This window comes from Bradyrhizobium sp. AZCC 1578, assembly GCF_036924675.1.
In the GTDB taxonomy this organism is placed as follows: Bacteria; Pseudomonadota; Alphaproteobacteria; order Rhizobiales; family Xanthobacteraceae; genus Bradyrhizobium.
The window spans coordinates 4,718,618-4,743,132 of the sequence record NZ_JAZHRZ010000001.1 but is presented as its reverse complement, the minus strand read 5'-3'; the positions used below and the strand labels follow the sequence as shown (position 1 = coordinate 4,743,132).

At 63.6% G+C, this 24,515-nt stretch carries 25 protein-coding genes; 10 read left to right on the top strand and 15 right to left on the bottom strand.

The window, feature by feature from the left end; all coding sequences use genetic code 11:
* Positions 1–416: 416 nt before the first annotated feature.
* Both V1290_RS22700 and V1290_RS22695 read left to right on the top strand, forming a co-directional pair.
* Entirely contained in the window at positions 417–965 is a 549-nt protein-coding gene (locus tag V1290_RS22700; RefSeq protein WP_334366450.1) for a hypothetical protein, read from the top strand.
* 51 nt (positions 966–1,016) lie between these two features.
* Positions 1,017–2,585, top strand: coding sequence for an ABC transporter substrate-binding protein (locus tag V1290_RS22695; protein WP_334366449.1), 1,569 nt, complete (start codon positions 1,017–1,019; stop codon positions 2,583–2,585).
* Between the two features lie 56 nt (positions 2,586–2,641).
* Here V1290_RS22695 and V1290_RS22690 read toward each other — a convergent pair whose 3' ends face one another.
* The 7 genes from V1290_RS22690 to V1290_RS22660 form a co-directional block, all read right to left on the bottom strand.
* Positions 2,642–3,415, bottom strand: a complete 774-nt coding sequence (locus V1290_RS22690; RefSeq protein WP_334366448.1) for a thioesterase family protein — start codon at positions 3,413–3,415, stop codon at positions 2,642–2,644.
* Positions 3,416–3,536: 121 nt separating this feature from the next.
* Positions 3,537–4,271: an SDR family NAD(P)-dependent oxidoreductase gene (locus tag V1290_RS22685; protein ID WP_334366447.1), complete on the bottom strand. Its 735-nt coding sequence runs from the start codon at positions 4,269–4,271 to the stop codon at positions 3,537–3,539.
* A gap of 48 nt (positions 4,272–4,319) precedes the next feature.
* A complete protein-coding gene (locus V1290_RS22680) occupies positions 4,320–5,288 on the bottom strand; it encodes an NAD(P)H-dependent flavin oxidoreductase (protein ID WP_247508814.1) in 969 nt (322 codons plus the stop codon).
* 130 nt (positions 5,289–5,418) lie between these two features.
* Positions 5,419–6,006, bottom strand: a complete 588-nt coding sequence (locus V1290_RS22675; protein WP_334366446.1) for a hypothetical protein — start codon at positions 6,004–6,006, stop codon at positions 5,419–5,421.
* 39 nt (positions 6,007–6,045) lie between these two features.
* A complete protein-coding gene (locus V1290_RS22670; RefSeq protein WP_334366445.1) occupies positions 6,046–6,627 on the bottom strand; it encodes a YqaA family protein in 582 nt (193 codons plus the stop codon).
* A gap of 66 nt (positions 6,628–6,693) precedes the next feature.
* Entirely contained in the window at positions 6,694–7,116 is a 423-nt protein-coding gene (hisE, locus tag V1290_RS22665) for a phosphoribosyl-ATP diphosphatase (RefSeq protein ID WP_334366444.1), read from the bottom strand.
* Between the two features lie 125 nt (positions 7,117–7,241).
* Positions 7,242–7,643, bottom strand: a complete 402-nt coding sequence (locus tag V1290_RS22660; protein ID WP_334366443.1) for a hypothetical protein — start codon at positions 7,641–7,643, stop codon at positions 7,242–7,244.
* 241 nt (positions 7,644–7,884) lie between these two features.
* Between V1290_RS22660 and V1290_RS22655 the strand changes: the two genes are divergently transcribed.
* From V1290_RS22655 to V1290_RS22630, 6 genes are all read left to right on the top strand, one after another.
* Positions 7,885–8,961 carry an ABC transporter substrate-binding protein gene (locus tag V1290_RS22655; RefSeq protein ID WP_334366442.1) on the top strand — a complete coding sequence of 359 codons (1,077 nt, stop codon included), beginning with the start codon at positions 7,885–7,887 and terminating at the stop codon, positions 8,959–8,961.
* A gap of 315 nt (positions 8,962–9,276) precedes the next feature.
* Entirely contained in the window at positions 9,277–11,055 is a 1,779-nt protein-coding gene (locus V1290_RS22650; protein ID WP_334366441.1) for a glucan ABC transporter ATP-binding protein/ permease, read from the top strand.
* A gap of 211 nt (positions 11,056–11,266) precedes the next feature.
* Positions 11,267–12,721, top strand: coding sequence for a D-alanyl-D-alanine carboxypeptidase family protein (locus V1290_RS22645; RefSeq protein WP_334366440.1), 1,455 nt, complete (start codon positions 11,267–11,269; stop codon positions 12,719–12,721).
* Positions 12,722–12,897: 176 nt separating this feature from the next.
* The gene (locus tag V1290_RS22640; RefSeq protein WP_334366439.1) at positions 12,898–14,580 is read left to right on the top strand and encodes a long-chain fatty acid--CoA ligase; all 1,683 of its coding nucleotides are present in this window, start codon (positions 12,898–12,900) and stop codon (positions 14,578–14,580) included.
* Positions 14,581–14,601: 21 nt separating this feature from the next.
* Positions 14,602–15,153: a DUF924 family protein gene (locus tag V1290_RS22635; RefSeq protein ID WP_334366438.1), complete on the top strand. Its 552-nt coding sequence runs from the start codon at positions 14,602–14,604 to the stop codon at positions 15,151–15,153.
* Positions 15,154–15,339: 186 nt separating this feature from the next.
* Positions 15,340–15,825, top strand: a complete 486-nt coding sequence (locus V1290_RS22630) for a peroxiredoxin (protein WP_334366437.1) — start codon at positions 15,340–15,342, stop codon at positions 15,823–15,825.
* Positions 15,826–16,116: 291 nt separating this feature from the next.
* On the opposite strand, the gene rnhA is transcribed toward V1290_RS22630, so the two are convergent.
* The 3 genes from rnhA to ispH are packed head-to-tail and all read right to left on the bottom strand — an operon-like array spanning position 16,117 to position 18,532.
* On the bottom strand, positions 16,117–16,581 hold the full coding sequence (rnhA, locus tag V1290_RS22625) for a ribonuclease HI (protein WP_057844385.1): 465 nt from the start codon (positions 16,579–16,581) through the stop codon (positions 16,117–16,119).
* Positions 16,578–17,558, bottom strand: a complete 981-nt coding sequence (locus V1290_RS22620; RefSeq protein WP_334366436.1) for a homoserine kinase — start codon at positions 17,556–17,558, stop codon at positions 16,578–16,580. The genes rnhA and V1290_RS22620 overlap by 4 nt, the downstream gene beginning before the upstream one ends.
* Before the next feature lie 5 nt (positions 17,559–17,563).
* A complete protein-coding gene (gene ispH, locus V1290_RS22615; RefSeq protein WP_028348105.1) occupies positions 17,564–18,532 on the bottom strand; it encodes a 4-hydroxy-3-methylbut-2-enyl diphosphate reductase in 969 nt (322 codons plus the stop codon).
* 219 nt (positions 18,533–18,751) lie between these two features.
* Here ispH and V1290_RS22610 point away from each other — a divergent pair, with 219 nt between their 5' ends.
* The gene (locus tag V1290_RS22610) at positions 18,752–19,447 is read left to right on the top strand and encodes a DUF1013 domain-containing protein (protein WP_057844387.1); all 696 of its coding nucleotides are present in this window, start codon (positions 18,752–18,754) and stop codon (positions 19,445–19,447) included.
* Between the two features lie 64 nt (positions 19,448–19,511).
* On the opposite strand, the gene V1290_RS22605 is transcribed toward V1290_RS22610, so the two are convergent.
* From V1290_RS22605 to V1290_RS22585, 5 genes are all read right to left on the bottom strand, one after another.
* The gene (locus V1290_RS22605; protein ID WP_028348103.1) at positions 19,512–19,772 is read right to left on the bottom strand and encodes a SemiSWEET transporter; all 261 of its coding nucleotides are present in this window, start codon (positions 19,770–19,772) and stop codon (positions 19,512–19,514) included.
* A 140-nt stretch (positions 19,773–19,912) separates the two neighbouring features.
* A complete protein-coding gene (locus tag V1290_RS22600; RefSeq protein WP_334366435.1) occupies positions 19,913–20,119 on the bottom strand; it encodes a DUF6494 family protein in 207 nt (68 codons plus the stop codon).
* An 11-nt stretch (positions 20,120–20,130) separates the two neighbouring features.
* Positions 20,131–20,391 carry a hypothetical protein gene (locus V1290_RS22595; protein ID WP_028348101.1) on the bottom strand — a complete coding sequence of 87 codons (261 nt, stop codon included), beginning with the start codon at positions 20,389–20,391 and terminating at the stop codon, positions 20,131–20,133.
* A 152-nt stretch (positions 20,392–20,543) separates the two neighbouring features.
* Positions 20,544–22,454, bottom strand: a complete 1,911-nt coding sequence (locus tag V1290_RS22590) for a propionyl-CoA synthetase (protein WP_334366434.1) — start codon at positions 22,452–22,454, stop codon at positions 20,544–20,546.
* A 285-nt stretch (positions 22,455–22,739) separates the two neighbouring features.
* Positions 22,740–23,504 (bottom strand): tetratricopeptide repeat protein, encoded by a 765-nt coding sequence (locus V1290_RS22585; protein ID WP_334366433.1) that lies wholly within the window; start codon positions 23,502–23,504, stop codon positions 22,740–22,742.
* Positions 23,505–23,716: 212 nt separating this feature from the next.
* On the opposite strand from V1290_RS22585, the gene V1290_RS22580 reads away from it, so the two are divergent.
* The gene (locus V1290_RS22580) at positions 23,717–24,487 is read left to right on the top strand and encodes a hypothetical protein (RefSeq protein WP_334366432.1); all 771 of its coding nucleotides are present in this window, start codon (positions 23,717–23,719) and stop codon (positions 24,485–24,487) included.
* The last annotated feature ends 28 nt before the right edge of the window (positions 24,488–24,515 follow it).

Here is a 24,515-nt window from a genome sequence, read left to right as displayed (position 1 = left end):
AGAGGTCACGTGAGTTGTAGTTAACGCGAGCTCAACTTACTTTCGTCACGTTTCCGACCTAAATTAGTCCTCGCTCGGCTCCAACAAACTTATGTGTGCTGGCGGATCTCTGCGGTCTGGCAGCTCAATCCGTCGGACAGACGGAACATTTGCCGGCAGGGGACGAGGCAGTGGAAGCCGTGAGCGTTGTGTGGTCGCGAGATTCGATCTCGCAGGCAGGTGTCGCCGGACGCAGGGACGGCGCCTCACATCTTGATTCAAATCTTCCGAGCAAGCTCGACAGCGGACAGAAAGCGGACGTCGACGATCCCGCGCGCCTCTTCCGCGACCTGGAACTCCTGATCGGTACGTCACCTACCGTTCCGCCGCCGAGCAGTCCGCCGGTCAATCCGCCAAGCGACATGAGGAGTAAGCGTATGAGTAGTGTGAGTGAGCAGGACCACATCAATCCCCGCGATCCCCTGTACTACGCGCCGCGCTCGCTACGTGAGCGGTCGGCTTCCATGCGCGACGCCAGCCCCGCATCGACACCGTTCTCTCCGGCGTCGTTCGACTCCCAGCTCGAGAGCGCCGTATCCGATGCGCTGCGCCATCCCCTCGATCCCGAGATCATGCGCGAACCCCAACTGGAATCGAAGAAGGCGTTGTGGAGCGTCGCAGCGCGCTTTGGTGCCGCCATCGGCGCCTCCGCTCTCGTGGCGCTGTTCTTCGTCGTCGTCGTGCCGGGGTCGCGGCAGAGCGACGGTGAGCTGTCGGCGTCCTCCGGAATCGTGCAGTCGATCAAGGCTGCCCTGTTCCAATCCGGAGAGGCTTCGCCAAAGCCTGCAATCAGCGAATTCCAGGCCGTTCTCGCCTCCACGCCACCGAGCGCCTCGCCTGCGCCCGAGCAGTCGCAGTTGCTCAAGCAATTCATGCAGTGGCGCGAGAAGCCGGATCCGGCGTCGCCGCAACGCGCCAACCCATGATCCAGATGGAAGAATGACAATGCCTGAGAACCGACTCTCAAGGAGTTTGCCATGACCTCGCACCGCATCGCCTTGCTGGTTGGGGCCGTGCTCTTCGGAATCGCAGGCAGCGCCCAGGCTGCCGGCGACATTGCGATCGTGCGCGACCTTGCCGGCCGCGTCGGCCCCGTGATCGGCTCGGCCCAGGCCTGCCGCGACATTGCGCGTCCCCGCATCCAGACCATCGTCGACAAGTTTTCACAGGTGATCCGGGAAGCCTCGTCGAACGAGGCCGAGCGTTCTGATCTCACCCTGACATTCGATCGCAGCGTGGCCGACGGCCGCGCCGCCGTTAGCTCGGGCAAAATCGATTGCATCCGGGCCGATCGTCAACTTGCCGATCTCGAACGCTCGATCTCGGGCCCTAGTCTTTCCAGCGTCATCGGTCCGTCCCCTGCTGCTGCGGCAACGGCCGCGAACGCGGCGACCGCGCCGACGGCCCCAGTCCCGACCGGGCCGCTGCCACGCGGCATCGGCGAAAAGGAAATCCGCTTCGGCATCGCCGCGCCCTTCTCCGGCTCCGCGCGTGAGCTGGGACGCCAGATGAAGCTCGGAATCGAGACCGCCTTCAACCGGATCAACGATGCCGGCGGCGTCGACGGGCGGATGCTCAAACTGCACGCCGCCGACGACGGCTACGAGCCTTCACGCACCGCGGACGCGATGAAGCAGCTCTATGAAAAGGACCAGGTGTTCGGCATCGTCGGCAATGTCGGCACGCCAACCGCGGCGGTGGCGATTCCCTATGCGCTCGAGCGCCGGATGCTGTTCTTCGGAGCCTTCACCGGCGCCAACATCCTGCGCAACGATCCGCCGGATCGCTACGTGTTCAACTACCGCGCCAGCTATGTTCAGGAAACCGACGCAGTCGTCCGCTACCTCGTCAAGATACGCCGGCTGCAGCCTCGGCAGATCGCGGTGTTTGCGCAGCAGGATTCGTACGGCGACGCCGGATTTGCCGGGGTCGCCAAGGCGTTTCGCTCCATGGGCGTGAACGACGGCGCCATCCTCCGGCTCAATTATGCGCGAAACACCGTCGACGTCGACGACGCGATCAACCAGTTGAAGCTCGCGAAACCGCCGATCAAGGCCGTCGTCATGGTCGCCACCTACCGGGCCGCGGCGCGGTTCATCGAGAAGACGCGCGACCTCTATCCCGGGTTGATCTACTCCAACGTCTCGTTCGTCGGCTCCACCGCGCTTGCCGAAGAACTGAAACTCTTGGGACCGCGTTACACCAACGGCGTGATCGTGACGCAGGTGGTTCCGGCGGTCTCGGGCTATTCGTCCGCCGTGCTCGAATACAAGAATGCGCTCGCCAAGTATTTCCCAGGCGAAGCGCCCGACTACGTTTCGTTCGAGGGCTATGTCGCCGCCAACGTGCTGATCGCGGGCATCAAGCGGACCGGCCCGCAGATCGATACGGAGAAGCTGATCGACACGCTGGAGACGATGCGCAATCTCGACCTCGGTCTCGGGACCCAGCTCAGCTTCGGCCGCTCCGAGCACCAAGCCTCGAACAAGGTGTGGGGCACGGCACTCGACGAGAGCGGGCGTTACCAGCCGATCGATCTCGAATGATTGAAGGGGCCGCAATCTCGGTGATTGTGGTCCCTTTACGTACCGACCCCACGCAGTCAGCGCTTCTCGATGACAAGGCTCTGGATGGCGCGGCCGAAATAACCGCGCTCGTCGGCGAGCCGCGCCATTGCCAGCCCCGCGCCATCTGGACCGATCCAGGACTCGGCATCGAGCAGGATCCAATCGCCGACAGGCTCACGGGCAAAATTCACGGTCAGGTCGGCATTGAGAAAGGTCCACGCGCGGAAATCCAGCACGGCCGAGGTGCCGTTGCAGAAATCCGCCGCCGCCATCGCCCGCATTGCCTGCGAAACGGCTGCGCCTTCCACGATCGGCCGGTCGACGCGGTACCAGATCGCACCGGGACCGGGCTCGCCGAAGCGGCCGCGCGCGGCGCGCAGCGACATGCCTGATACGAACGGGCTGGAGGAAAAATCCGCGGGCTCGACGCGCGATCGATCCGGCCCCGGCAGCTCGACCGGCAGGATCGCGGCCTCTAGCGGCAATTCCTGGGCCTGCACCTTGATCTTCAGCACGGTCGCGCCGACCACGACGACCCCTTTAGCCAGTAGCCTGACTGCGCAGAGCTGAATCTTGCGCCCCTCGCGCAAGACTTCGCTCTCGATGGTCAGCGGCCCCACCGGCACGGGACGCATCAGGTCCACGGTGACGCGTGCAACCCGCATCGTGACCGGCGTCGGAATCCGCTCCGCCGCCCACACCACCAGCGCCGCCGGCGGCGAGCCGTGCTGCATGCTTGGGTCCCATGGTCCCGCGGCAAACGGGCTGGTGACGACGTCGTTGCCGTCAACGCGAAAAATGCCGTCCATTGAATGAGAGATCCTGTCGATCAAGGGACGAGCTTCTTGCCTGCTTCGGCGGAACGAGTCGAGCCCGCGGCAGGCAGAGCACCGTGCGCCATTCGCGGGAGACGGCGAGCAAGGCGGCGCATCAAATGAACGCCATGCCGCCATTGAGGACGATGGTCTGCCCGGTCATGTAGCTGTTGCCGAGCACCATCGCGACGGCTTGCGCGACTTCCTCGGCCCGGCCCATCCGGCCGAGCGGGATGTTGCGCGCCAGATCCGTCCGGCCGCCCATCATGTCGGTCTCGATCAGCGACGGCGCCACCGCGTTGACGGTGATGCCTTCCTTGACGAGCCGCGCCGCGTAACCGCGCGTCAGTCCTTCCATGCCGGCCTTGGAGGCATTGTAGTGCACGCCGATCGCGCCGGCGCCGCGCGCCGCGCCGGACGAGATGTTGACGATGCGGCCCCATTTGCGCGCCCGCATCGCCGGCAGCACGGCCTGCGTGCACAGGAACGCCGATTTCAGGTTTACGGTAATGGTCCGGTCGAAATCGTCCTCGGTGAGATCGTCGACGCCGCGCACGATAGCTAAGCCGGCATTGTTGACGAGAATGTCGATCGGGCCGAGTGCGGCGGCGACCTGTTCGACCAGGCCGGCAACGGATGCGGCCTGCGAGACGTCGGCGGCGACCGCGATGGCGCGGCCGCCGGCAGCCTTGATGTCAGCGACAACCGCGTCGGCGTCGGCGGCGCGCTCGCGGTAATTGACCGCAACCGCGGCGCCAGCTTCCGCAAGCATCCGCGCAATCGCCGCGCCAATGCCGCGGGACGCGCCCGTTACCAGCGCAACATGGGCGCTCAGATCCTGTCCGGCCATCACCGATCCTCCGTCGCATCCACGACGGGGCGCGCTCCGCACGACGCCTTACAATGCGGGGTCGACCGCCTCGTCATATTCCTTCTTGAACCGCGCGATCAACTCGGCGGCCGGCACCACCTTGCCGATGCCGCCAATACCTTGGCCGCTGCCCCAGATCTCCTTCCATGCCTTCGGCTTGGCGCGCTCGCCGGAGGCGTCGGTGCCAAAACTCATCTTCGAGGGATCGGAGGTCGGCAGGTCGTCGGGATTGAGCCCGGCCTTGACGATCGACGGCTTGAGGTAATTGCCGTGCACGCCGGTGAACAGGTTCGAATAGACGATGTCTTCCGCCGACGACGACGTGATCATCTCCTTGTAGGCTTCGACCGCGTTGGCTTCCTGGGTCGCGATGAAGGCGGAGCCGATATAGGCGAAGTCGGCACCGAGGATGCGCGCCGCACGGATGGCGCGGCCGTTGGCGATCGCGCCCGACAGCGCGATCGGTCCGTCGAACCAGGCGCGCGTTTCCTCGACGAAGGCGAGCGGCGAGATCGTGCCGGCATGGCCGCCGGCGCCGGCCGCCACTAGGATCAGGCCGTCGGCGCCCTTCTCGATCGCCTTGTGCGCGAATTTCTGGTTGATCACGTCGTGGAAGACGATGCCGCCCCAATTGTGCGCCGCCTGGTTGAGATCCTCGCGCGCGCCGAGCGAGGTGATCAGCATCGGCACCTTGTACTTCTCGCAGGCCGCAAGATCGTGATCGAGCCGGTTGTTGGATTTGTGAACGATCTGGTTCACCGCAAACGGCGCCGACGGCCGCTCCGGATGCGCCTTGTCGTAGGCTGCGAGCTCTTCGGTGATCCGCGCCAGCCATTCGTCGAGCAGCGAAGCCGGCCGCGCATTCAGCGCCGGAAACGATCCGACCACGCCGGCCTTGCACTGGGCGATCACGAGATCGGGCACGGAAATGATGAACAGCGGCGACCCGATCACGGGTATCGACAGGCGGCCCTTGAACAGCGCGGGCATGGACATTCGAAGCGATCCTCTGGTTATTCAGGCAAGCGATTTGGCTCTAGAGATGCCAGGCGTCATACCAACCAACAAGGCAATCTTTCCAGTGTCAAGTATTGCGTTTTGGCGCTGCGAGATGACGGAACGACCTCTACTGGCAGAGCGCCCTCGTCACGTAATTTTCCGTCTTGCAGTCGCCAGACTGCCGCTTGTAGCCGGGCAGGAACACTTTCGGCGAGCATTTTTCGGCCGCGTCGGTATCGAGGCTCTTGCCTTCCTTGTAGCCCTTGCTCTGGCACAGCCGGTCGGCGCCGGCCTTGCAGTCCGGCGCACCGTTGGCCGCCACCAGACACGCCGCACGCCCACTCACCATGACTGATGGCCTGGCGATGTTCGACAGGCTGTCGCCGGCACCCTTGGCGCCGGCGTTGAGATCGTCGATGGTCTCGCTTGGGCTCTTCAGCGGCGGCAGCAGCGATTTGGATTTCTCGAACAGCTTTTCGATTTCGTTGATCAGGCCGGGATTTTCCTGGCGCGGCGCTTGCTGCGGCTCACTCTGCTGCCGCTCAGGCTGAGCCGGCACCGGCTGCGGGGCCGGCGACTGCAGGCCGAGCGAGGGCTGCGGCGCGCCTTGCGACCAGCCGGCATCAGGAGCGATCGCAAGCACGGATGCAACGAGCCCAACGGTCGCGCGTTGCGTCCCGAATAGCTTGATCAAACGGCCGATTCGATCGGGCATGGAACGAAACGTAGCTTGAAGCCGGGATGCCGGCAAAGCCTAGACCAGCTTGAACGCGGCGTAAAAGCCGAACACCAGGACGATGGCACCGATGGCCACCCAGGTGCCGAGGCGCTTTTCCAGCTCGGCCCGGATCGCGTCGCCATAGCGGTTGAGCAGGACCGCGACCACGAAGAACCGTCCGCCGCGCGCCACGATCGAGCACAGGATGAACAGCCAGATGTTGTAGCCGGCAAACCCCGAGGTGATCGTGACGAGCTTGTAGGGGATCGGCGTCAGCCCCTTCAGCAGGATGATCACCGCGCCCCATTCGGCATAGGAGGCGCGGAAGGTTTCGACCTTGTCGCTGAGACCGTAGACCGTGATCAGCCAGTGCCCGACCGAGTCATAGAGCAACGCACCGATGGCGTAACCGACCACGCCGCCGGCAACGGATGCGATGGTACAGACGGTCGCAAACCACCACGCCTTCTTCGGCTGCGCCAGCGACATCGGCAGCAGCATGATGTCGGGCGGGATCGGGAAGAACGAGCTTTCCGCGAACGACACAGCCGCCATGATCCAAAGCGCATAGGGCTTGTCGGCGGCGTTGATACACCAATCGTAGGTCCGTTTGAGCATGGGCGCATGAACCATCATGGAGCGGATTTGTCCATGCCGGAAAACGACGGATTTTGAGGGGATTTACTACCGCTTGCGTACAGAACGGCCTTCCAGCGCGACAATTCGCCGCCGGACTGCGGGGCCTGCCGCTGCCTTGGGCAGCGGCTTGGTTGGCGCCGTTTTCGGCGACTTGACGGGCTTTGGCAGCTTTTCGGCAATGCCCAGCAGGTCCTCGCGCCGCTCCATTTCGCGCCAGACGTCCTCCGGCTTCACGCCGGCCGATGCCCACAGCACGGTCAGGTTATAGAGCAGGTCGGCACTCTCGCGGACCACCGCGTCGGCCTTGCCGCTGACGGCATCGATCACGACTTCGATGGCTTCCTCGGCGAGCTTCTTGGCCATCTTGGAGGGGCCGCGCTGAAACAGCCGGGCCGTGCGCGACGTTGCCGGATCGAGATCCCTGGCCGCGAGGACAGCCTGATAAAGCCGTTCGAGCGAATCACTCATTCTTCGAGCCTAATGCAAAGCCATGGCCGGCGTGTTAACGGCCACCTCTGCAACCATAAAAAAATCCACCGGCCGGGGGTGGCCGGTGGATTCATATTGAACGGATGCCATTTTAGCGGTCGCGTTTACCAGCCGCCATAGTAGGGGCCGCCGCCGTAATAGTAGGCGCGAGGCCGGTAATAATACGGGCTACCGTAATAGACCGGGCCGCCACCATAATAGCCATAGCCGCGATCATAGTAGTAATCGCGGCGGTTCTGGGTGGCCGCAATCGCAAGTCCCGTACCGACGATGCCGGCAAAGGCCGCCGCTGCCGCCGCGCCACCGCCACCGCGATAGTACCTGCGGCGGGCGCTGATATCGGTCGCGTCGCTGGTCCCGGTCGAGGCCGTCACGCCCTTGCTCGACGGTGCGGAGCCCGCGAATGCCGTGGTCGTCGGCGCGACTGCCGTCAGTGCAACGGCCACAGCCGTCGCCACCGCGCCGGCGCGGCCGATCGATGAAAACACACCCTTTTGCGCAAACATCTCGACATCCTCCGTGGGAGCTGGCCTGACAGGCCTTCGATAGCTAACCACCGAACGGATACTAGGTTCCCGAATCCGAACGGCGGCTGAACGATCCCTGGCAAAATCGTGGCAGTCATCGACCATTCAGGTTAGATGCTGCACAATAGCTCGCCTAAAGGCCAAGTCTGCCGTTGGCGATGTCACGAAACCGACATCACCGGCGCGGCAACTTGTCCCACCTCTTGCTGATGTCATCTCGATGCGTGCGATCAGGACCAACGCCATCCGCTCTCGCCTGGGCGTTCTCTTGGCTTTCCTTGCCGGGCTGTGCGCCATTGCGGGCTTCTCAGCGAATAGCGCCCTCGCCGCCGACGAACCTCGGCCTCCGCTCGCAATCCAGTTTTCGCTGGATCGTCCGATCGATGCCGCGGCGGCGCCGTTCGTGATGGCGGCTGCCGGCGGCCTGTTCAGCGCTGAGGCGCTTGCGGTCACGATCAACATCGCCAGCGGATCGCCGGACGCGATTGCGCGCGTCGCGGCCGGCACCAGCGATTTTGCCGTCGTCGACGTCAACGCATTGATGCGGTTTCGCGACAAGGACAAGCAAGGTGGCCCGCGGATCAAGGCCGTGTTCGTGCTGTTCAACAAGGCGCCCTATGCCATCATCGCCCGCAAGAGCCGCGGCATCCGCGCGCTGACCGACATTGAGGGCAAGACTCTCGGCGTCGCCGAAGGCGACCTGTCGGGCCGGCTGTGGCCGGCGGTAGCGCACCAGAACAGCATCAAGATCAAGAGCGTGAAGCAGAGCAGCATCAGTGCCGCGGTGCGCGAGCCGATGCTGTCGGCGGGCCAGATCGATGCCGTGACCGGCTTCTCCTATCTGTCGGCGATCAATCTCAGGGATCGCGGCGTGCCTGCCGACGATCTGGCGGTGCTGAAATTCGCCGACTATGGCTGTGAAGCCTACGGTTTCGCCATTATCGCCAATCCGGCGCTGGCGGCCGCCAAGCCCGAGGCGGTGAAAGGATTCGTGCGGGCCGTCATCGGCGGGTTGCATCTCACGGTCAAGGACCCCGAACGCGCCGCGACCGAGGTCGCAAATCGCATGGACGGCGGCTCGAAGGACCTCGAACTCGAGCGGCTGCAAAGCATCCTGCGCGACTACGTCCTGACCAGCGAAGTGAAACGCAACGGCATCGGCGCTATCGATCCGGCCCGCTTCGAACGCTCGATAGATCAGGTCGCGGACGACTTCAAGTTTCAGAAACGGCCGCAGGCCTCCGACATTTTCGACGACCAGTTCCTGCCCCCGCTCAACAGCCGGCTGATTAATTGAGTGGCGGCTTCTTCTTCCGCCAGTGCCCGCGGCTTACCCCTCTCCCCAGCCCTCCCCCGCAAGGGGGAGGGAGCCTGATCAGCGTGCTCACCTCACTTCGCGTTGCTGTGCTGAAGTTGCAAACACGTAAGGGAAGCACCGGCGGATGGGTTCCCTCCCCCCTTGCGGGGGAGGGTTAGGGAGAGGGGTGCCGCTTGCTCAACTGCCTGCCGAAGTCGCCTACCTCACTCCTGACGAATGCGCCTGCCTCACTAGTCGTCCCGAGCGATCCCTGTTTACAATGGGCGATTGAATCGCCTTGCGAGTCCTCATCTGATGTCCATGCTGCGCCTTTACACCCGTGTCCTTGAGCTGCTTGGCAAGGAGGCGCGGCTGGGCTGGATTCTCGCCGTCGCCAATCTCCTGCTGGCCGGGGCGCAATTCGCCGAGCCGGTGCTGTTCGGCAAGATCGTCGACGTGCTCTCGGGCAAGCCGCAGAGCGGGCCGCTGGCCTCGAACTCGGCCTGGCCGCTGCTGGCCGCCTGGGTTGTATTCGGCCTGTTCACCATCGCGTGCAGCGCGCTCGTCGCGCTCCACGCCGACAAGCTGGCACACCGCCAGCGCCAGGTGGTGCTGACCGATTACTTCGAGCACATCATGCAACTGCCGCTGACCTTCCATACCGGCACCCATTCCGGGCGGCTGATGAAGGTGATGCTGAACGGCACCGACGCGCTGTGGCGGCTCTGGCTTGCCTTCTTCCGCGAGCATTTTGCGGCGATTCTCTCGCTGGTCGTGCTGCTGCCGCTCGCGCTTTACATCAACTGGCGGCTGGCGATCCTGTTGTTCGTCCTGTGCGTGGTGTTCACGGCGCTGACCACGTTTGTCGTCCGCAAGACCTACGGCATGCAGAGCGACGTCGAGGCGCAGTACAGCGATCTCTCGGCGCGCGCGTCTGATGCACTTGGCAACGTCGCGCTGGTGCAGAGCTTCGTACGGATCGATGCCGAAGTTCAGGGCCTGCGTTTCGTCGCCGACAAGCTGCTCGCCGCGCAGATGCCGGTGCTCGGCTGGTGGGCGCTGGTCACCGTCATCACCCGCGCTTCCACCACCATCACCGTGCTCGCGATCTTTACCGTCGGCATCTACCTGCACGCGCAGGGGCAGACGACGGTCGGCGAGATCGTGATGTTCGTGAGCTTCGCAACCATGCTGATCCAGAAGCTGGAACAGGTGGTGAGCTTTATCAACAGCGTGTTCATGGAGGCCCCAAGGCTGCAGGAATTCTTCGACGTGCTGGACGCTGTACCCGCGGTGCGCGACCGGCCCGGAGCGGTCGATACCGGCCGGCTTTCCGGGCTCGTCGAATTCCACGACGTATCGTTTTCCTATGACGGCAAACGGCCCGCGGTCGAAGACGTTTCGTTTACCGCTCTGCCCGGGCAGACCATCGCCCTCGTCGGCCCGACCGGCGCCGGCAAGTCGACGGCGATTGCGCTGTTGCACCGCGCCTTCGATCCGCAGTCCGGCATCATCAAGATCGACGGCATGGACATTCGCGCGTTGAAGCTGACGGCGCTGCGGCGGAACATCGGCGTGGTGTTCCAGGAGGCGCTGCTGTTCAACCGCTCGATCGCGGACAATCTGCGCGTCGGCAAGCCGGACGCGACCGATGAGGAAATGCGCGTCGCCGCAAGCCGCGCCCAGGCGCTGGAGTTCATCGAGCGCAGCGAGAAGAAATTCGAGACCCATGCCGGCGAGCGCGGCCGGATGCTATCCGGCGGCGAGCGGCAGCGCCTGTCGATCGCCCGTGCGCTGCTGAAAGACCCGCCGATCCTGATCCTCGACGAGGCGACCAGCGCGCTCGACACCGTCACCGAGGCCAAGGTCAACGCGGCGCTCGACGAGGTGATGAAGGGCCGCACCACCTTTGTGATCGCGCACCGGCTTTCGACCATTCGCAACGCGACCCGCATTCTGATGTTCGACAACGGGCGGGTGATCGAAAGTGGAACTTTCGATGAACTGGTGGCCATGGGCGGTCGCTTCGCGGAACTCGCCAAGGCCCAGTTCATGGTGCAGGAGAATGCCCGGGCCGGCATCGAGGTTAAATAGGCCGGCAAGCATCTGTTACGGTTCAACTATCGCCGAAATTGCGCCAACTTCGTCCACGATTAAATCGCCGGGCCTCTGTTCTGAATCGCCAAGCCGGTATAGGTTTGCGACCTGCCGCAATGCGACGGCGCCGGACACGCTTGAAACCCGAACATTTGATTTAAGGACCTCTCCTTTTCGAAGGCGGGTCTCAAAGGACCGGAACGGAAAAGTGCATCTTCTTCGCCCGTTGCTTCGCGCTTCCTCATTGAACCTGATTTTGCTGGCGACGGCGCTTGCCGTCATAACGCCGCGCGCCGTGCACGCCGAAGCGCTGTTGGTGGTCGAAGCCGATACCGGCAAGGTGCTGCAGGCCGACAATGCCACCATGCCCTGGTATCCCGCCTCGGTGACCAAGATCATGACGGCTTACGTCACGCTGAAGGCGGTCAAGGAAGGACGACTGTCGCTCGACACGCTCTTGACGGTGTCGCCGGTCGCCGCCTCGCAGTCGCCGTCCAAGATGGGCTTTCCTCCGGGCACCCAGGTCACCGTCGATAACGCGCTCAAGATGATGATGGTGAAGTCGGCCAACGACATGGCCGTGGTGCTCGCCGAAGGCGTCGGCGGCTCGGTCGACGGTTTCTCGGCGATGATGAACCAGACCGCCTTGCGGCTCGGCATGACGCAGACGAGCTATGTCAATCCCAACGGCCTGCCCGCGGACGGACAGATCACGTCGGCGCGCGATCTCGCGATGCTGGCACGCGCCGTCATTCGCGACCTGCCCGAGTACGAATACTTCATGCAGATCCCCTCGATCCGCTACGGCCGCAGGGTGACGCAGAATTTCAACAAGCTGATCGGGCGCTATCCCGGCGCCGACGGTTTCAAGACCGGCTTCATCTGCGCTTCCGGCTACAATCTGGTTGCGTCCGCGACGCGCAACGGCAAGCGGCTGATCGCCGTCGTGCTCGGGGCATCCTCAGGCCAAGCGCGCGCAGTGCGCGCGGCGCAATTGCTGGAGCGCGGCTTCGGCAACGGACTGAGCTGGCTGACGCCCGCGCTTGGCACCGTCGACAAACTGGTTCCGGTCGATGCGACGCCGCCGAACCTGCGCGACGAGATGTGCAACGGCAAGCGCAAGCGGCCGGCTACCGATGAGGACCCGGACATCGTCGCCAGCAACGGCAACACTTCGACTGGCGAGACCGCGGTGAACTTCTTCACGGCGGGGCTGCAGAACCACCCGGTCAAACCTGCGGATCTGCTGGCGGCTGCGGCGGAGCCGTCCGAGCCTGTTCCGGTCTATACCGGTCCAACCAAGACCGGCCCCGCATTGATCGCCGCCGTTGCGGCGGAGGCTGAAAAGCAGGCGTCCGCAAAGCGCGGCAAGAAGTCGAAGATTGCCGCGAAGAAGCCCGACGCCGCGGCAGCGCCCAAGGCTGAAGCCAACGCAAAGCCGGCAGCCAAGCCTGCTGCCGTCAGGCACGCAAACGCCAAACCGGATGCTGCCGCCAAGCCGGCCGCCTCGGCTGAGAAAAAGCCGGCTGCTTCGGCTGAAAGAAAGCCAGCCGTCCAACCCGCAGCCGCCAAGCCCGCGGCCGTCGGAGACAAGCCCGCGCCGAAGCCGGCCAAGCCAAACGCCGCCGCTAAACCCAAAGGCGAAAACAAGCCGGCTGGTTAACGGGCCGCGGAGCCACGTAATTAGGCAGCTTTCCTGCCGTTCGGCCGAACGATTCCAGATCGCCGAAATGCGTCGAGAGCGCGCAGCCGCTTGCCATCGGCGGCGGCATTCACAATACTGCCAAAAACAAGGCATGCCCGGCCGAGAAACAGGGAAACAAGCAGAGGGGAGATACCATGGAGCGGATCTGGCTCAAGCAATATCCGGCCGGCGTGCCAGCCGATATCGACGTCACCCAGTACTCATCGCTGGTCGAGCTGTTGGAAGAAAGCTTCAAGAAGTTCGCCGATCGCAAGGCGTTCATCTGCATGGACAAGTCGATCAGCTACCGCGACCTCGACGAGATGTCCCAGGCGCTCGGCGCCTATCTGCAGAGCAAGGGCCTGCAAAAGGGCGCCCGCGTCGCGCTGATGATGCCGAACGTGCTGCAATATCCGGTTTCGACCGCCGCCGTGCTGCGCGCGGGATATGCCGTGGTGAATGTCAATCCGCTCTACACCCCGCGCGAGCTCGAGCATCAGCTCAAGGATTCCGGCGCCGAAGCGATCATCGTGCTGGAGAATTTCGCCACCACGGTGCAGCAGGTGATCGCGAAGACATCCGTGAAGCACGTGATCGTCGGCAGCATGGGCGACCTGCTCGGCTTCAAGGGCGTAATCGTCAATCTCGTCGTGCGCAAGGTGAAGAAGATGGTGCCGGCGTGGTCGCTTCCAGGCTCCGTCTCGTTCAACGATGCGCTCTCTGCCGGCCGCAGCATGAAGCTCAGCAAGCCACAACTGACGCGTGATGACGTCGCTTTCCTGCAATATACCGGCGGCACCACCGGCGTCTCCAAGGGCGCGACGCTGCAGCACAAGAACATCCTCGCCAACGTGCTGCAGAACGACGCCTGGTTGCAGCCGGCGCTGAAGAAGTCGCCGCATGTCGACCAACTCTTCGTCGTCTGCGCGCTGCCGCTCTATCATATCTTCGCGCTGACCGCGTGCTTCCTGCTGGCGGTGCGGGCCGGCGGCGTCAACCTGTTGATTCCGAATCCGCGCGATATACCGGGCTTCATCAAGGAATTGATGAAGTACCAGGTCAACAGCTTCCCGGCGGTCAACACGCTCTACAACGCCCTGCTCAACGCGCCCGGGTTCGACAAGGTCGACTTCTCCAAGCTGAAGACCTCGTTCGGCGGCGGCATGGCGACGCAAAAGGCGGTCGCCGAGAAGTGGCTGAAGGTCACCGGCTGCGCGCTGTCGGAAGGCTACGGCCTGTCCGAGACCTCGCCGACGCTGACCTGCAACCCCGCCGACGCCGATCAGTTCTCCGGCTCAATTGGTATTCCCGTGCCCTCGACCTACATCTCGATCCGCGACGACGACGGCAAGGAAGTGCCGCTCGGCGAGCCCGGCGAGATCTGCGCCAAGGGACCGCAGGTGATGGCCGGCTACTGGAATCGGCCGGAAGAGACCGCGAACGTGATGACCGCGGACGGCTTCTTCCGCACCGGCGACATCGGCGTCATGGACGAACGCGGCTACACCAAGATCGTCGACCGCAAGAAGGACATGATCCTGGTCTCGGGCTTCAACGTCTATCCGAACGAGATCGAGGAAGTGATCGCAGGGCATCCAGGCGTGCTCGAATGCGCCGTGATCGGTGTGGCGGATTCGAAGTCGGGCGAGGCGGTCAAGGCCTTCATCGTCAAGAAAGACCCAAACCTCACGGCCGATGACGTCATCAAGTACTGCGCCACGCAGCTCACCGCCTACAAGGTCCCCAAGCAGATCGAGTTCAGGACCGATTTGCCCAAGACCAATGTCGGCAAGATCCTGCGCCGCGAACTGCGCGACGAGAAGAAGGCCGCGGCGTAAGGCGCAGGCGGACCTCTCGACATGACGGAGACTAACGTCGCGCCAGCCGACATTCTGGCCTTCTGGCGCGACGCCGGCCCTGATCGCTGGTACACGCGCGACGACGTTTTCGATGCGGAGGTGTGCCGGCGCTTTCTCAGCCTTTGGCAGAGAGCGGCGGCCGGCGAGCTATCGTCGTGGGAAACGAGCGATGACGGCGCGCTGGCGCTCGTCATCGTGCTCGACCAGTTTCCCCGCAACATGTTCCGCGGCGACATCAGGACCTATGCCAGCGACCGCCTCGCCCGTGAGGTGGCGCACCGCGCCGTCGATCACGGCGTCGACGCGCGGATCGATCCCGCTTTGCGCGAATTCCTCTATCTGCCGTTCATGCATTCGGAGCACCTGGGCGACCAGTTGCGCTGCATCGAGCTGTCACGCGCGGCCGGCCATACCGAGAGCCTGAAATGGGCCGAGCACCACGCCGATATCATCCGGCGCTTCGGTCGCTTTCCCCACCGCAACCACCTTCTGGGCCGCCCCACCACGCCGGAGGAGCAGGCATTCCTCGATGAAGGCGGCTTTTCACCGTGATGACGCAAGCGTGAACGGTCTCGACTGTTGCCGTTTCTCCTTCCCTGAATATTGTGCCGTTCACCTGCCCGGTCTGGAGCGTTCGCTCCAGATTGTTATTTTAACGCGTTTTCTTCACGCGAACCGGTACCCACTTCGCTCGAAAACGCTATAAGGCACACACCGCACATTGAGGGAGAATTGACGATGACGATCCAAGTTGGCGACAAGCTGCCGGAAGCCAAGTTTCGCGTGATGACGGCGGAAGGCCCGCAGGTCAAGACCACCGATGACATTTTCAAGGGCAAGAAGGTGGCGCTGTTCGCGGTGCCCGGCGCCTATACCGGCACCTGCCACAAGATGCACCTGCCGAGCATCTTCCTCAACGCCTATGCCATCAAGGACAAGGGCGTGAACACCATCGCCATCGTCTCCGTCAACGACGCCTTCGTCATGAATGCGTGGAAGCGCGACACCGACCAGCGCGACGAAGCCGTATTCCTCGCCGACGGCAATGCCGACTTCACAAAGGCGATCGGCATGGAGCTCGATGCCTCCGGCAATGGCCTCGGCATCCGTTCCAAGCGCTATTCGATGCTGGTGGAAGACGGCGTGGTGAAGAAGCTCAACCTCGAGCCCGCGCCGGGCAAGGTCGAAGTTTCCGGCGGCGATACGCTGCTGGAGCAGTTGTAACTTCCTCCGTCATTGCGAGCGAAGCGAAGCAATCCATCTCTCCGCGCGCTGAAGCAAAGCATGGATTGCTTCGTCGCTTCGCTCCTCGCAATGACGATGGATGGACGCCCCGTTCCCTTCTCCCCTTGTGGGAGAAGGTGGCGCGAAGCGCCGGATGAGGGGTTCTCTCCGCACACGCAGACGTTTCAGACTAGGGATGCATACCCGCGGAGAGAACCCTCACCCGTCTCAATCGCGCTTTGTGCGATTGATCCACCCTCTCCCACAAGGGGAGAGGGGAAGAGAGGCGCCCTACTTCCCCACTCTCTCCTGCAGCCTCGCCATCGCCACGCCCTCGCGCGCCAATTGATCGGCGCGCTCGTTTTCGGCGTGGCCGGCGTGGCCCCTGATCCAGTGCCAGCGCACCTCGTGCGGCTTTAGCGCCATGTCGAGGCGCTGCCAGAGGTCGACGTTCTTGACCGGCTTCTTGTCCGCGGTGCGCCAGCCGTTCCGCTTCCAGCCATGGATCCAGCCGCTGATGCCCTGGCGGACATACTGGCTATCGGTGGTGAGATCGACTACGCACGGCTTCTTCAGTGCTTCCAGCGCCGAGATCGCAGCCATCAGCTCCATGCGGTTGTTGGTGGTGTGCGGCTCGCCGCCCTTCAGTTCTTTCTCTTTATCGCCGAACCTCAGAATCGCGCCCCATCCGCCGGGGCCGGGGTTGCCCGAGCAGGCGCCGTCGGTGAAAACCGTCACGTGAGGCAATTCGCTCAAGCGACAAATCCGGGCTGGGTCAGACCGTAATCGCGCACGCTGGAAACGCTCTGGTGGAAGCGCAGCTTGCGGACGTATTCGAGCGGGTCCTTCGGTTTCACCAGCGCGCCCCGCGGCACGTTGAGAAAATCGACCAGCCGCGTCAGCAGGAAGCGCAGCGCCGAGCCGCGCGCCAGCAGCGGCAGCGCTTCCTGCTCGGCTTCAGACAATTGCCGCTCGCGGCCATAGGCGTTGAGCAGCGCGCGCGCTTTGGTGACGTTGAACGAATGATCCGGCTCAAAACACCACGCATTCAGGCAGATCGCGACGTCGTAGGCCAGGATGTCGTTGCAGGAAAACGGGAAGTCGATCAGGCCGGACAGTTTGTCGCCGAGGAAGAAGACATTGTCGGGAAACAGGTCGGCGTGGATGACGCCGAGCGGCAGATCTTTCGGCCAGCGCGCCTCGAGGTGATCGAGCTCGCGCGCGATGAAGTCCTGCAAACCAGGCGCGACGCTGTCGGCGCGCGGTGCGGCGAGATCGAACAGCGGCCGCCAGCCCTCCACCGACAGCGAGTTCTTGCGGAACATCGGGAAGTCGCGGCCCGCCACATGCATCTTTGCCAGCGCCTCGCCGACGCCGGTGCAATGCGCGGCGTTGGGCCGGCGCGGCCACATGCCTTCGAGGAAGTTGATGATCGCCGCGGGACGCCCGGCCAGTTCGCTGTAGACCTCGCCCTTGCGGTTTCTGGCGGGCTGCGGACAGCGCACGCCGCGCTCGGCCAGATGCGCCATCAGCGACAGGAAGTACGGCAGGTCGTCCACCGCCACGCGCTTTTCATAGAGCGTGAGGATGAAGGCGCCCTTGCTGGTATGCAGCAGGAAGTTGGAGTTCTCGACACCCTCCGCGATGCCCTTGTAGGAGAGCAACTCGCCGATGTCGTAGCCCTTCAGGAACTCCGCGAGGTCTTCGGCGGCGACGTCGGTGTAAACCGCCATCGCGACTACTCGGCGGCAGCTTCGGGCCGCAGCGAACGCGGCAGCGGGAAGAACTCATTCTCCTCCGCGGCCGACACCGTCTCCACATGCAATTCGAACCGCTCGGCGAAGGCGCCCATGATTTCCTCGACGATCACTTCCGGCGCGGACGCGCCCGCCGTGATGCCGAGGCTCTTGATGCCCTCGAAGCGCGACCAGTCGAGATCCGAGGCGCGCTGCGCCAGCACCGAGACCGGGCAGCCCTCGCGCTCGGCGACCTCGCGCAGGCGCTGCGAGTTCGACGAGTTCGGCGCGCCGACCACGATAAGGGCATCGACCACCGGCGCCACCTTCTTCACCGCGAGCTGGCGGTTGGTGGTGGCGTAGCAGATGTCTTCCTTGTGCGGGCCGTTGATGTTCGGGAAGCGCTCCTTGAGCAGCGCGACGATCTCGGCGGTGTCGTCGATCGACAACGTCGTCTGGGTCACGAAAGCGAGGTTGTTCGGATCCTTCGGCGCGAACGTCTTGGCATCCTCCGCGGTCTCGATCAGCGTCACCGCGCCCGTCGGCAACTGCCCGAGCGTGCCGACCACCTCGGGGTGATGCGAATGCCCGATCAGCAGGATTTCACGGCCGCGCTTGAAGTGGATCGCGGCCTCGCGGTGCACCTTGGTAACCAGCGGGCAGGTTGCGTCCAGCGAGAAGAAATTGCGGGCGCGGGCGTCCGCCGGAACAGACTTGGGAACCCCGTGGGCCGAAAACACCACCGGGGCGTTGGTATTATCGGGGATTTCGGCGAGTTCCTCGACGAAAATCGCGCCCTTGGTCTTCAGGCTGTCGACCACGTAGCGGTTATGCACGATCTCGTGGCGGACATAGACGGGGGCGCCATAAATGGCGAGCGCCCGCTCCACGGTATCGATGGCCCGCACCACCCCGGCGCAGAAGCCGCGGGGAGAACAAAGCACGATTCTGAGGTCTGGTTTGGCTGGCATGGGGGCTATCTCAGGACCGAATCACCCCTTGCCGGCGGGCAGGGAACGGCCAATTCGGATAAGGACTTGGGACTGGTTTCGGGCTGTGTCAAGGCACTTTAGCAGACCATTGCGCCAAAGGGGTTGGAAGGCGTATATAGCCCTCAATTCCCGTCATCAACGATGACCACAGGCTTCGCCTCCTAAAAAGAGGTGGGCGAGGCACAAAGGAGATTTGCCATGAGCAATGCACCGCTGATGCCCAAGGCGACGGCCGTGTGGCTGGTCGACAATACGGCGCTGACCTTCGACCAGGTGGCCGATTTCACCAAAATGCACCCCCTTGAGGTCCGCGCCATCGCCGATGGCGATGCGGCCCAGGGCATCAAGGGCATGGACCCGATTTCGACCGGCCAATTAACCCGCGACGAGATTGAAAGGGGCGAAAAGGACCCGAATTACCGCCTCAAGCTCGGCGAGAGCAAGGTGGTGCTGCCGCCAGCAGCCAAGAAGAAGGGCCCGCGCTATACCCCGGTGTCGCGCCGCCACGAGCGGCCGAGCGCGATCCTGTGGCTGGTCCGCAACCATCCCGAGCTGAAGGACGCGCAAATCATGCGCCTGGTTGGCACCACCAAGACCACCATCGCCTCAGTCCGCGACCGCACCCACTGGAATGCCTCGACGCTCACCCCGATGGATCCGGTGACGCTCGGCCTGTGCTCGCAGATCGAACTCGATTTCGAGGTGCAGCGCGCAGCGAAGGAAAAGCCGGTGCCCGCAGCCTACGGCGGCGCCACCCTGCTGCCGGCCTCCGAGACCACGAAGAAGGAGCCGGAATTCGAGCCGAGCGAGAAGTCGGAGGACGACCTCAACGTCGATGCCGTGTTCGCCAAGCTCAAGAATATCGGCGGCAAGAAGCAGGACGAGGAAGAGTAGGATTATCGGCTACGGCTGATGTTGAACGCGGCGGGGCAACCTGCCGCGTTTCTTGTTTGGGGGCTCAGCCGTATTTCAGCTTCATGAACAGGATCCCGCCGGCCAGGACGATCGTTATGGCGTTGGCGATGATGAGCGGGACATCACCGGAAAACAGGCCGTACAGCAGCCAAAGCACGAGCCCGAGCAGCATGACGAGGAACATGCCCAGTGAAATGTCCTCCGTGGAGCGGGTTCTCCAGACCTTGATGAATTGCGGGGCATAAGCAAGGGTTGTGCACGTCGCGGCGGCAAACCCCAGCAGCTTGATTGCAAGTTGTTCCATGCGCGACTTATAGCACCGATTCGAAACGTGCGCGGCGGTGGCAGGACAAGCCGTTACTGCAAGGTATCTTTTTTGCGCAACGGCCGTGCGTTGCCCCAACAGGGGCTTCGCCTGCAACGGCAGGGTCCCGAAGTAACCGCTCAGCCCAGCTCGATCTCGTCGTCAATCTCATGCGACAGGCCGATGCCGCTGATCGTGAGAACCATCTTCGCCGACAGCTTTTCATGGCCCTTCAGCTTTCCCGACTCGATGGCATCGCGCACGGCCTTTTCGACCTCACGCTGCGAGGTGACGCCGACTTGCTTGAGAAATTTGCGCAGGCTTGCGTTGAAGGTGTCTTCGTTCATGGTGGCCTCCGTTACGGCCTCGTCGGATTGTTCAGCATCTGCTCGGCGAGATTGCGCTGGGCGCGGTCGGTACGCGCGTTGGCATTGGCGCGCTGGACGTCGCGGTTCTTGCGGCAGATGACGTAGTCGTTCGAGCCCGGCGCGACATTGTTGGAGCGACAGAACGCGTCATCATCGGCGCTGGTGTCGACCATGGTCGGCTGGCCGCGTTCGAGGCAACCCGCGAGCAGTGGTGCGATGAGGAGGAATGCGAGTGGCAGGTTCCGTCGCATGCTCTGTCCCTTCCAGGTTTCATCATTGCCGGGCGCGCGTCCCCGACTCGGTCGGGATGAGCCGGCAATCCATCGAAATAATGGCAGCCTGCTTTGACGATGATGGATGCCCGGGTCAAGCCTGGGCATGACGGCGCGGGTGGGTTGGAACCCTACACCCTGCCCTTCAGCGCCTCGCCGATTTCGTCGAGCACCTTGGGGTCCTCGATGGTGGCCGGCATGGTCCAGCTTTCGCCGTCGGCGATCTTCTTGATGGTGCCGCGCAGGATTTTTCCCGATCGCGTCTTCGGCAGGCGCCCCACCGTGATCGCCAGCTTGAAGGCTGCGACGGGACCAAGTTTTTCGCGCACCAGCGCCACGATCTCCTTTTCGATCTCGGCCGGAGCTCGCGTCACGCCGGCCTTCAGCACCAGGAAGCCGCAAGGTACCTCGCCCTTGATCGCGTCCTTGATGCCGAGCACGGCGCATTCGGCGACATCAGCGTGAGAGGCCAGAATTTCCTCCATACCGCCGGTGGAAAGGCGGTGGCCGGCGACATTGATAATGTCGTCGGTACGGCCCATCACCCAGACATAGCCGTCCTCGTCCTTGTAGCCGGCATCCGAGGTCTTGTAGTAGCCGGGGAATTCGGTGAGGTAGGCTTCCCTGAAGCGCTCATCCTGCTGCCACAGCGTCGGCAGGCAGCCGGGCGGCATCGGCAGCTTGATCACGATCGAACCCATGGTGCCTGCTGCGACCTGCTTGGAGGCCTCGTCGACCACGTCGACCTGATAGCCCGGCATCGGCACCGTCGGCGAGCCGTGCTTGACCGGCAACATGCCAAGGCCCACCGGATTGCCGGCGATGCACCAGCCGGTCTCGGTCTGCCACCAATGATCGATGACCGGCACCTTCAACTGCGCCTCCGCCCATTCCACCGTCGGCGGATCGGCGCGCTCGCCGGCGAGAAACAGCGTGCGGAATGTCGACAGATCGTATTTGCGGATGAACGCGCCGTCCGGGTCTTCCTTGCGGATGGCGCGGAAGGCGGTCGGCGCGGTGAACAGCGCAACCGCCTTGTGCTCGGAAATGACACGCCAGAACGCGCCGGCGTCGGGCGTTCCGATCGGCTTGCCCTCATACATGATCGAGGTCGCGCCATGAATCAGCGGGCCATAGACGATGTAGCTGTGACCGACCACCCAGCCGATGTCGGAGCCGCACCACCAGACCTCACCAGGCTTGACGCCGTAGAGATTGAACATCGACCATTTCAGCGCGACCAGATGCCCGCCATTGTCGCGCACGACGCCCTTCGGAATTCCCGTGGTGCCTGACGTGTAGAGAATATAGAGCGGATCGGTGGCGAGCACCGGCGTGCACGGCGCGGCCTTGCCGGCGTCGAGAGCCGCGCGGCGGAGCGCCGCCCAGTCGTGATCGCGGCCGGCCGTGAGTTCGCAAAGATGCTGCGGCCGCTGCAGGATGACGCAGGACTGCGGTTTGACACTGGAGAGTTTGATCGCCTCGTCGAGCAGCGGCTTGTATTGCACGATGCGGCCGGGCTCGACCCCGCAGCTCGCCGAGAAGATCAGCTTCGGCTTGGCGTCATCGATCCGCGTCGCGAGCTCTTTGGCGGCAAAGCCGCCGAACACGACACTGTGCACCGCGCCGATCCGCGCGCAGGCCAGCATCGCAAACACCGCTTCCGGCATCAGCGGCATATACAGGATGACGCGGTCGCCCTTGACGACGCCGAAATCGGCCATCACTGCGGCGAGCGTCTGCACCTCCCTCAGCATCTCGGCATAGGTGAATTTCGAAATGGTGTTGGTGAGCGGGGAATCGTGGATCAGCGCGACCTGGTCGGCGCGTCCGCCCGCGACATGGCGGTCGAGTGCGTTGTAGCAGGTATTGACCACGGCGCCGGCGAACCAGCCGCCATAGGCGCCCATCGAGGGGTCGAAGACCTTCTTGGCCGGCTCGATCCAGTCGATCTCGCGCGCCGCCTCGGCCCAAAATGCTTCCGGGTCCGCCAACGAGCGGGCATGGACCTCGTGATAGCGGCTGTTGTCTTGGATGTTCATGGCGCACTCCCCGCTAGCCCGCCTGTGTCGTCATGCCCGGCTTGTCCCGGGCATCCACGTCCTTGCTTCACCTCGAAATTGGCAAGGCGTGGATGGCCGGGACAAGCCCGGCCATGACGGCTGGGCAAGTATTTATTTCAGGCATTGTCACGGGAAGCGGCAGGAGATCAAGCCGGGAATGGCTTGGCCGTTCGACTAAACTCTACTGCCGGGCGATGGTAGTGAGCTTCTCACCGACAGCCATCGCGCTGCGCTGGCATATCCCCTCATCAGGCCCAAAACGGCCTAGTATCCGGCGATCCCGTTGATCTGCTGCAGGCGCTCGCGCATGGCCTTGTTCAGGTCGTAGCCGGGCTGGCCGTACTCCGCGTTCCGGCGGACGATGTATTGCTCCTGCTCGCGCCGCAGCTTGCGCGCCTGCTGTGGGGTCATCTTCCCAGCGGCCGCCCTGACATACGACGCTTGAACCTCGCGGTCGAGATCGGCGAGTTCGGGATTGGCGCAGATCGCCTTCTCCACCTGGCGCCGCGCGGTGGCGCAGTTGAAGCTCGGTTTGCCGGCGACCGCTTTCAGGGCGCCCTGTCGCTCCGCCTCCTGCGCCAGCGCCCGGTGGTTGGCTCTTGCGACGACGTGGTCCGGATTCAGCTTGATCGCCGCGGCAAAATCGGCCACCGCCTTGGGTAGATCACCCTTCTTGCGCCAGAGTTCGCCACGCGCGTTGTAAACATCGGCGTGCGCCGGATCGAGCCGCAACACGCCATCATAGTCGGCGATGGCACGGTCGATCATGTCCTTGCGCTCATAGGCGGTCGCACGGGCAATCAGTGCCTTGATGCGGTCGGCCTTCTCGGTCTTTGCGTTGTCGATCAGCGCACTGCAGAGATGCACCGTCCTGTCGTGATCATGCGCAGGGCCAGCGGCAAGACAGGCCGCAGGATCAATGCGTATATCCTCGCCCGGCTCGGTCCCGGTCGCCGATGCACCATGCGCATACGTCAGCGACAGCAGGGAAGCCACGACCAGGCTGCGGATGTGAAGATAGCCTCGCATCAATTGATCCGGAAAGCGCTGTCTATTGCGACGCGATCCTAGCAAGCGACCTGCATTTTCGACAAGCAGCCTGCAAATTTCCCGTTCGCACAAGAACAGATTTTGGCCGAAACGTGACCTGCGGGAAACGTAATTCTCTTCACAGACGGAAGAATACAATCCGTGAGAAAATCTGCTGTGAACCTATTGCAGTTTTCGCGGACTCAACAACCATGACCACATTGATCGACTTCAATCCGCCGCGCGCCATCGCGCAATCCCAATCAGGCTATTTCTACTTCTACATGGCGCTGGCCTGCATGGCAGTCGCCTTTCTCGGCTTCGCGCCGACCTACTGGCTGCCAATGGCGAAGCGATCGTTCTCGGCCTCGCCCGCCGTGCACTTTCACGGCCTGTTATTTTTCGCCTGGTCGCTCTATTTCGCATTCCAGAGCTGGCTTGCCGCATCCGGCAAAGTCGCCCGGCACCGCGCCATCGGCATGGTCGGCGTCTCGCTGGCGACCGCGATGACGATTTTCGGCTTCCTGGTCGCGGTCAACGCGATGAAGCGCTCCGCTGCGGCGGGATTGACAGACGAAGGAATCGCGTTCGCGATTGTCCCGCTCAGCGGAATTCTGTTCTTTGCCGTGGTGTTCACGCTGGCGATTGCCGCGATCCGGCGGCCCGAAACCCATAAGCGTCTGATGCTGCTGGCCAGCATTTCGCTACTCGACGCCGCGGTCGCCCGCTGGTTTCTCACCTTCCTCGCGCCTCCCGGTCCGCTCGGCCCGCCGCCGGTCCCCGTGACCATCCCGCCGGCCATCGTCGCCTATCTCCTGCTGGTGGCCGCCATCGTTTTCGACTGGCGCACGCGTGGCCGGCCGCATCCGGTCTATGTCTACGGCGGCATTGCGCTGATCGCCGTGAAACTCCTGAATTGGCCGATCAGCGTCACGCCGCTCTGGCATTCCTTCGCGGGCAGCATCCTGGCAATGGCGCAGTAGCGTCGAGTACACCTTGCCAGGCTGAGCT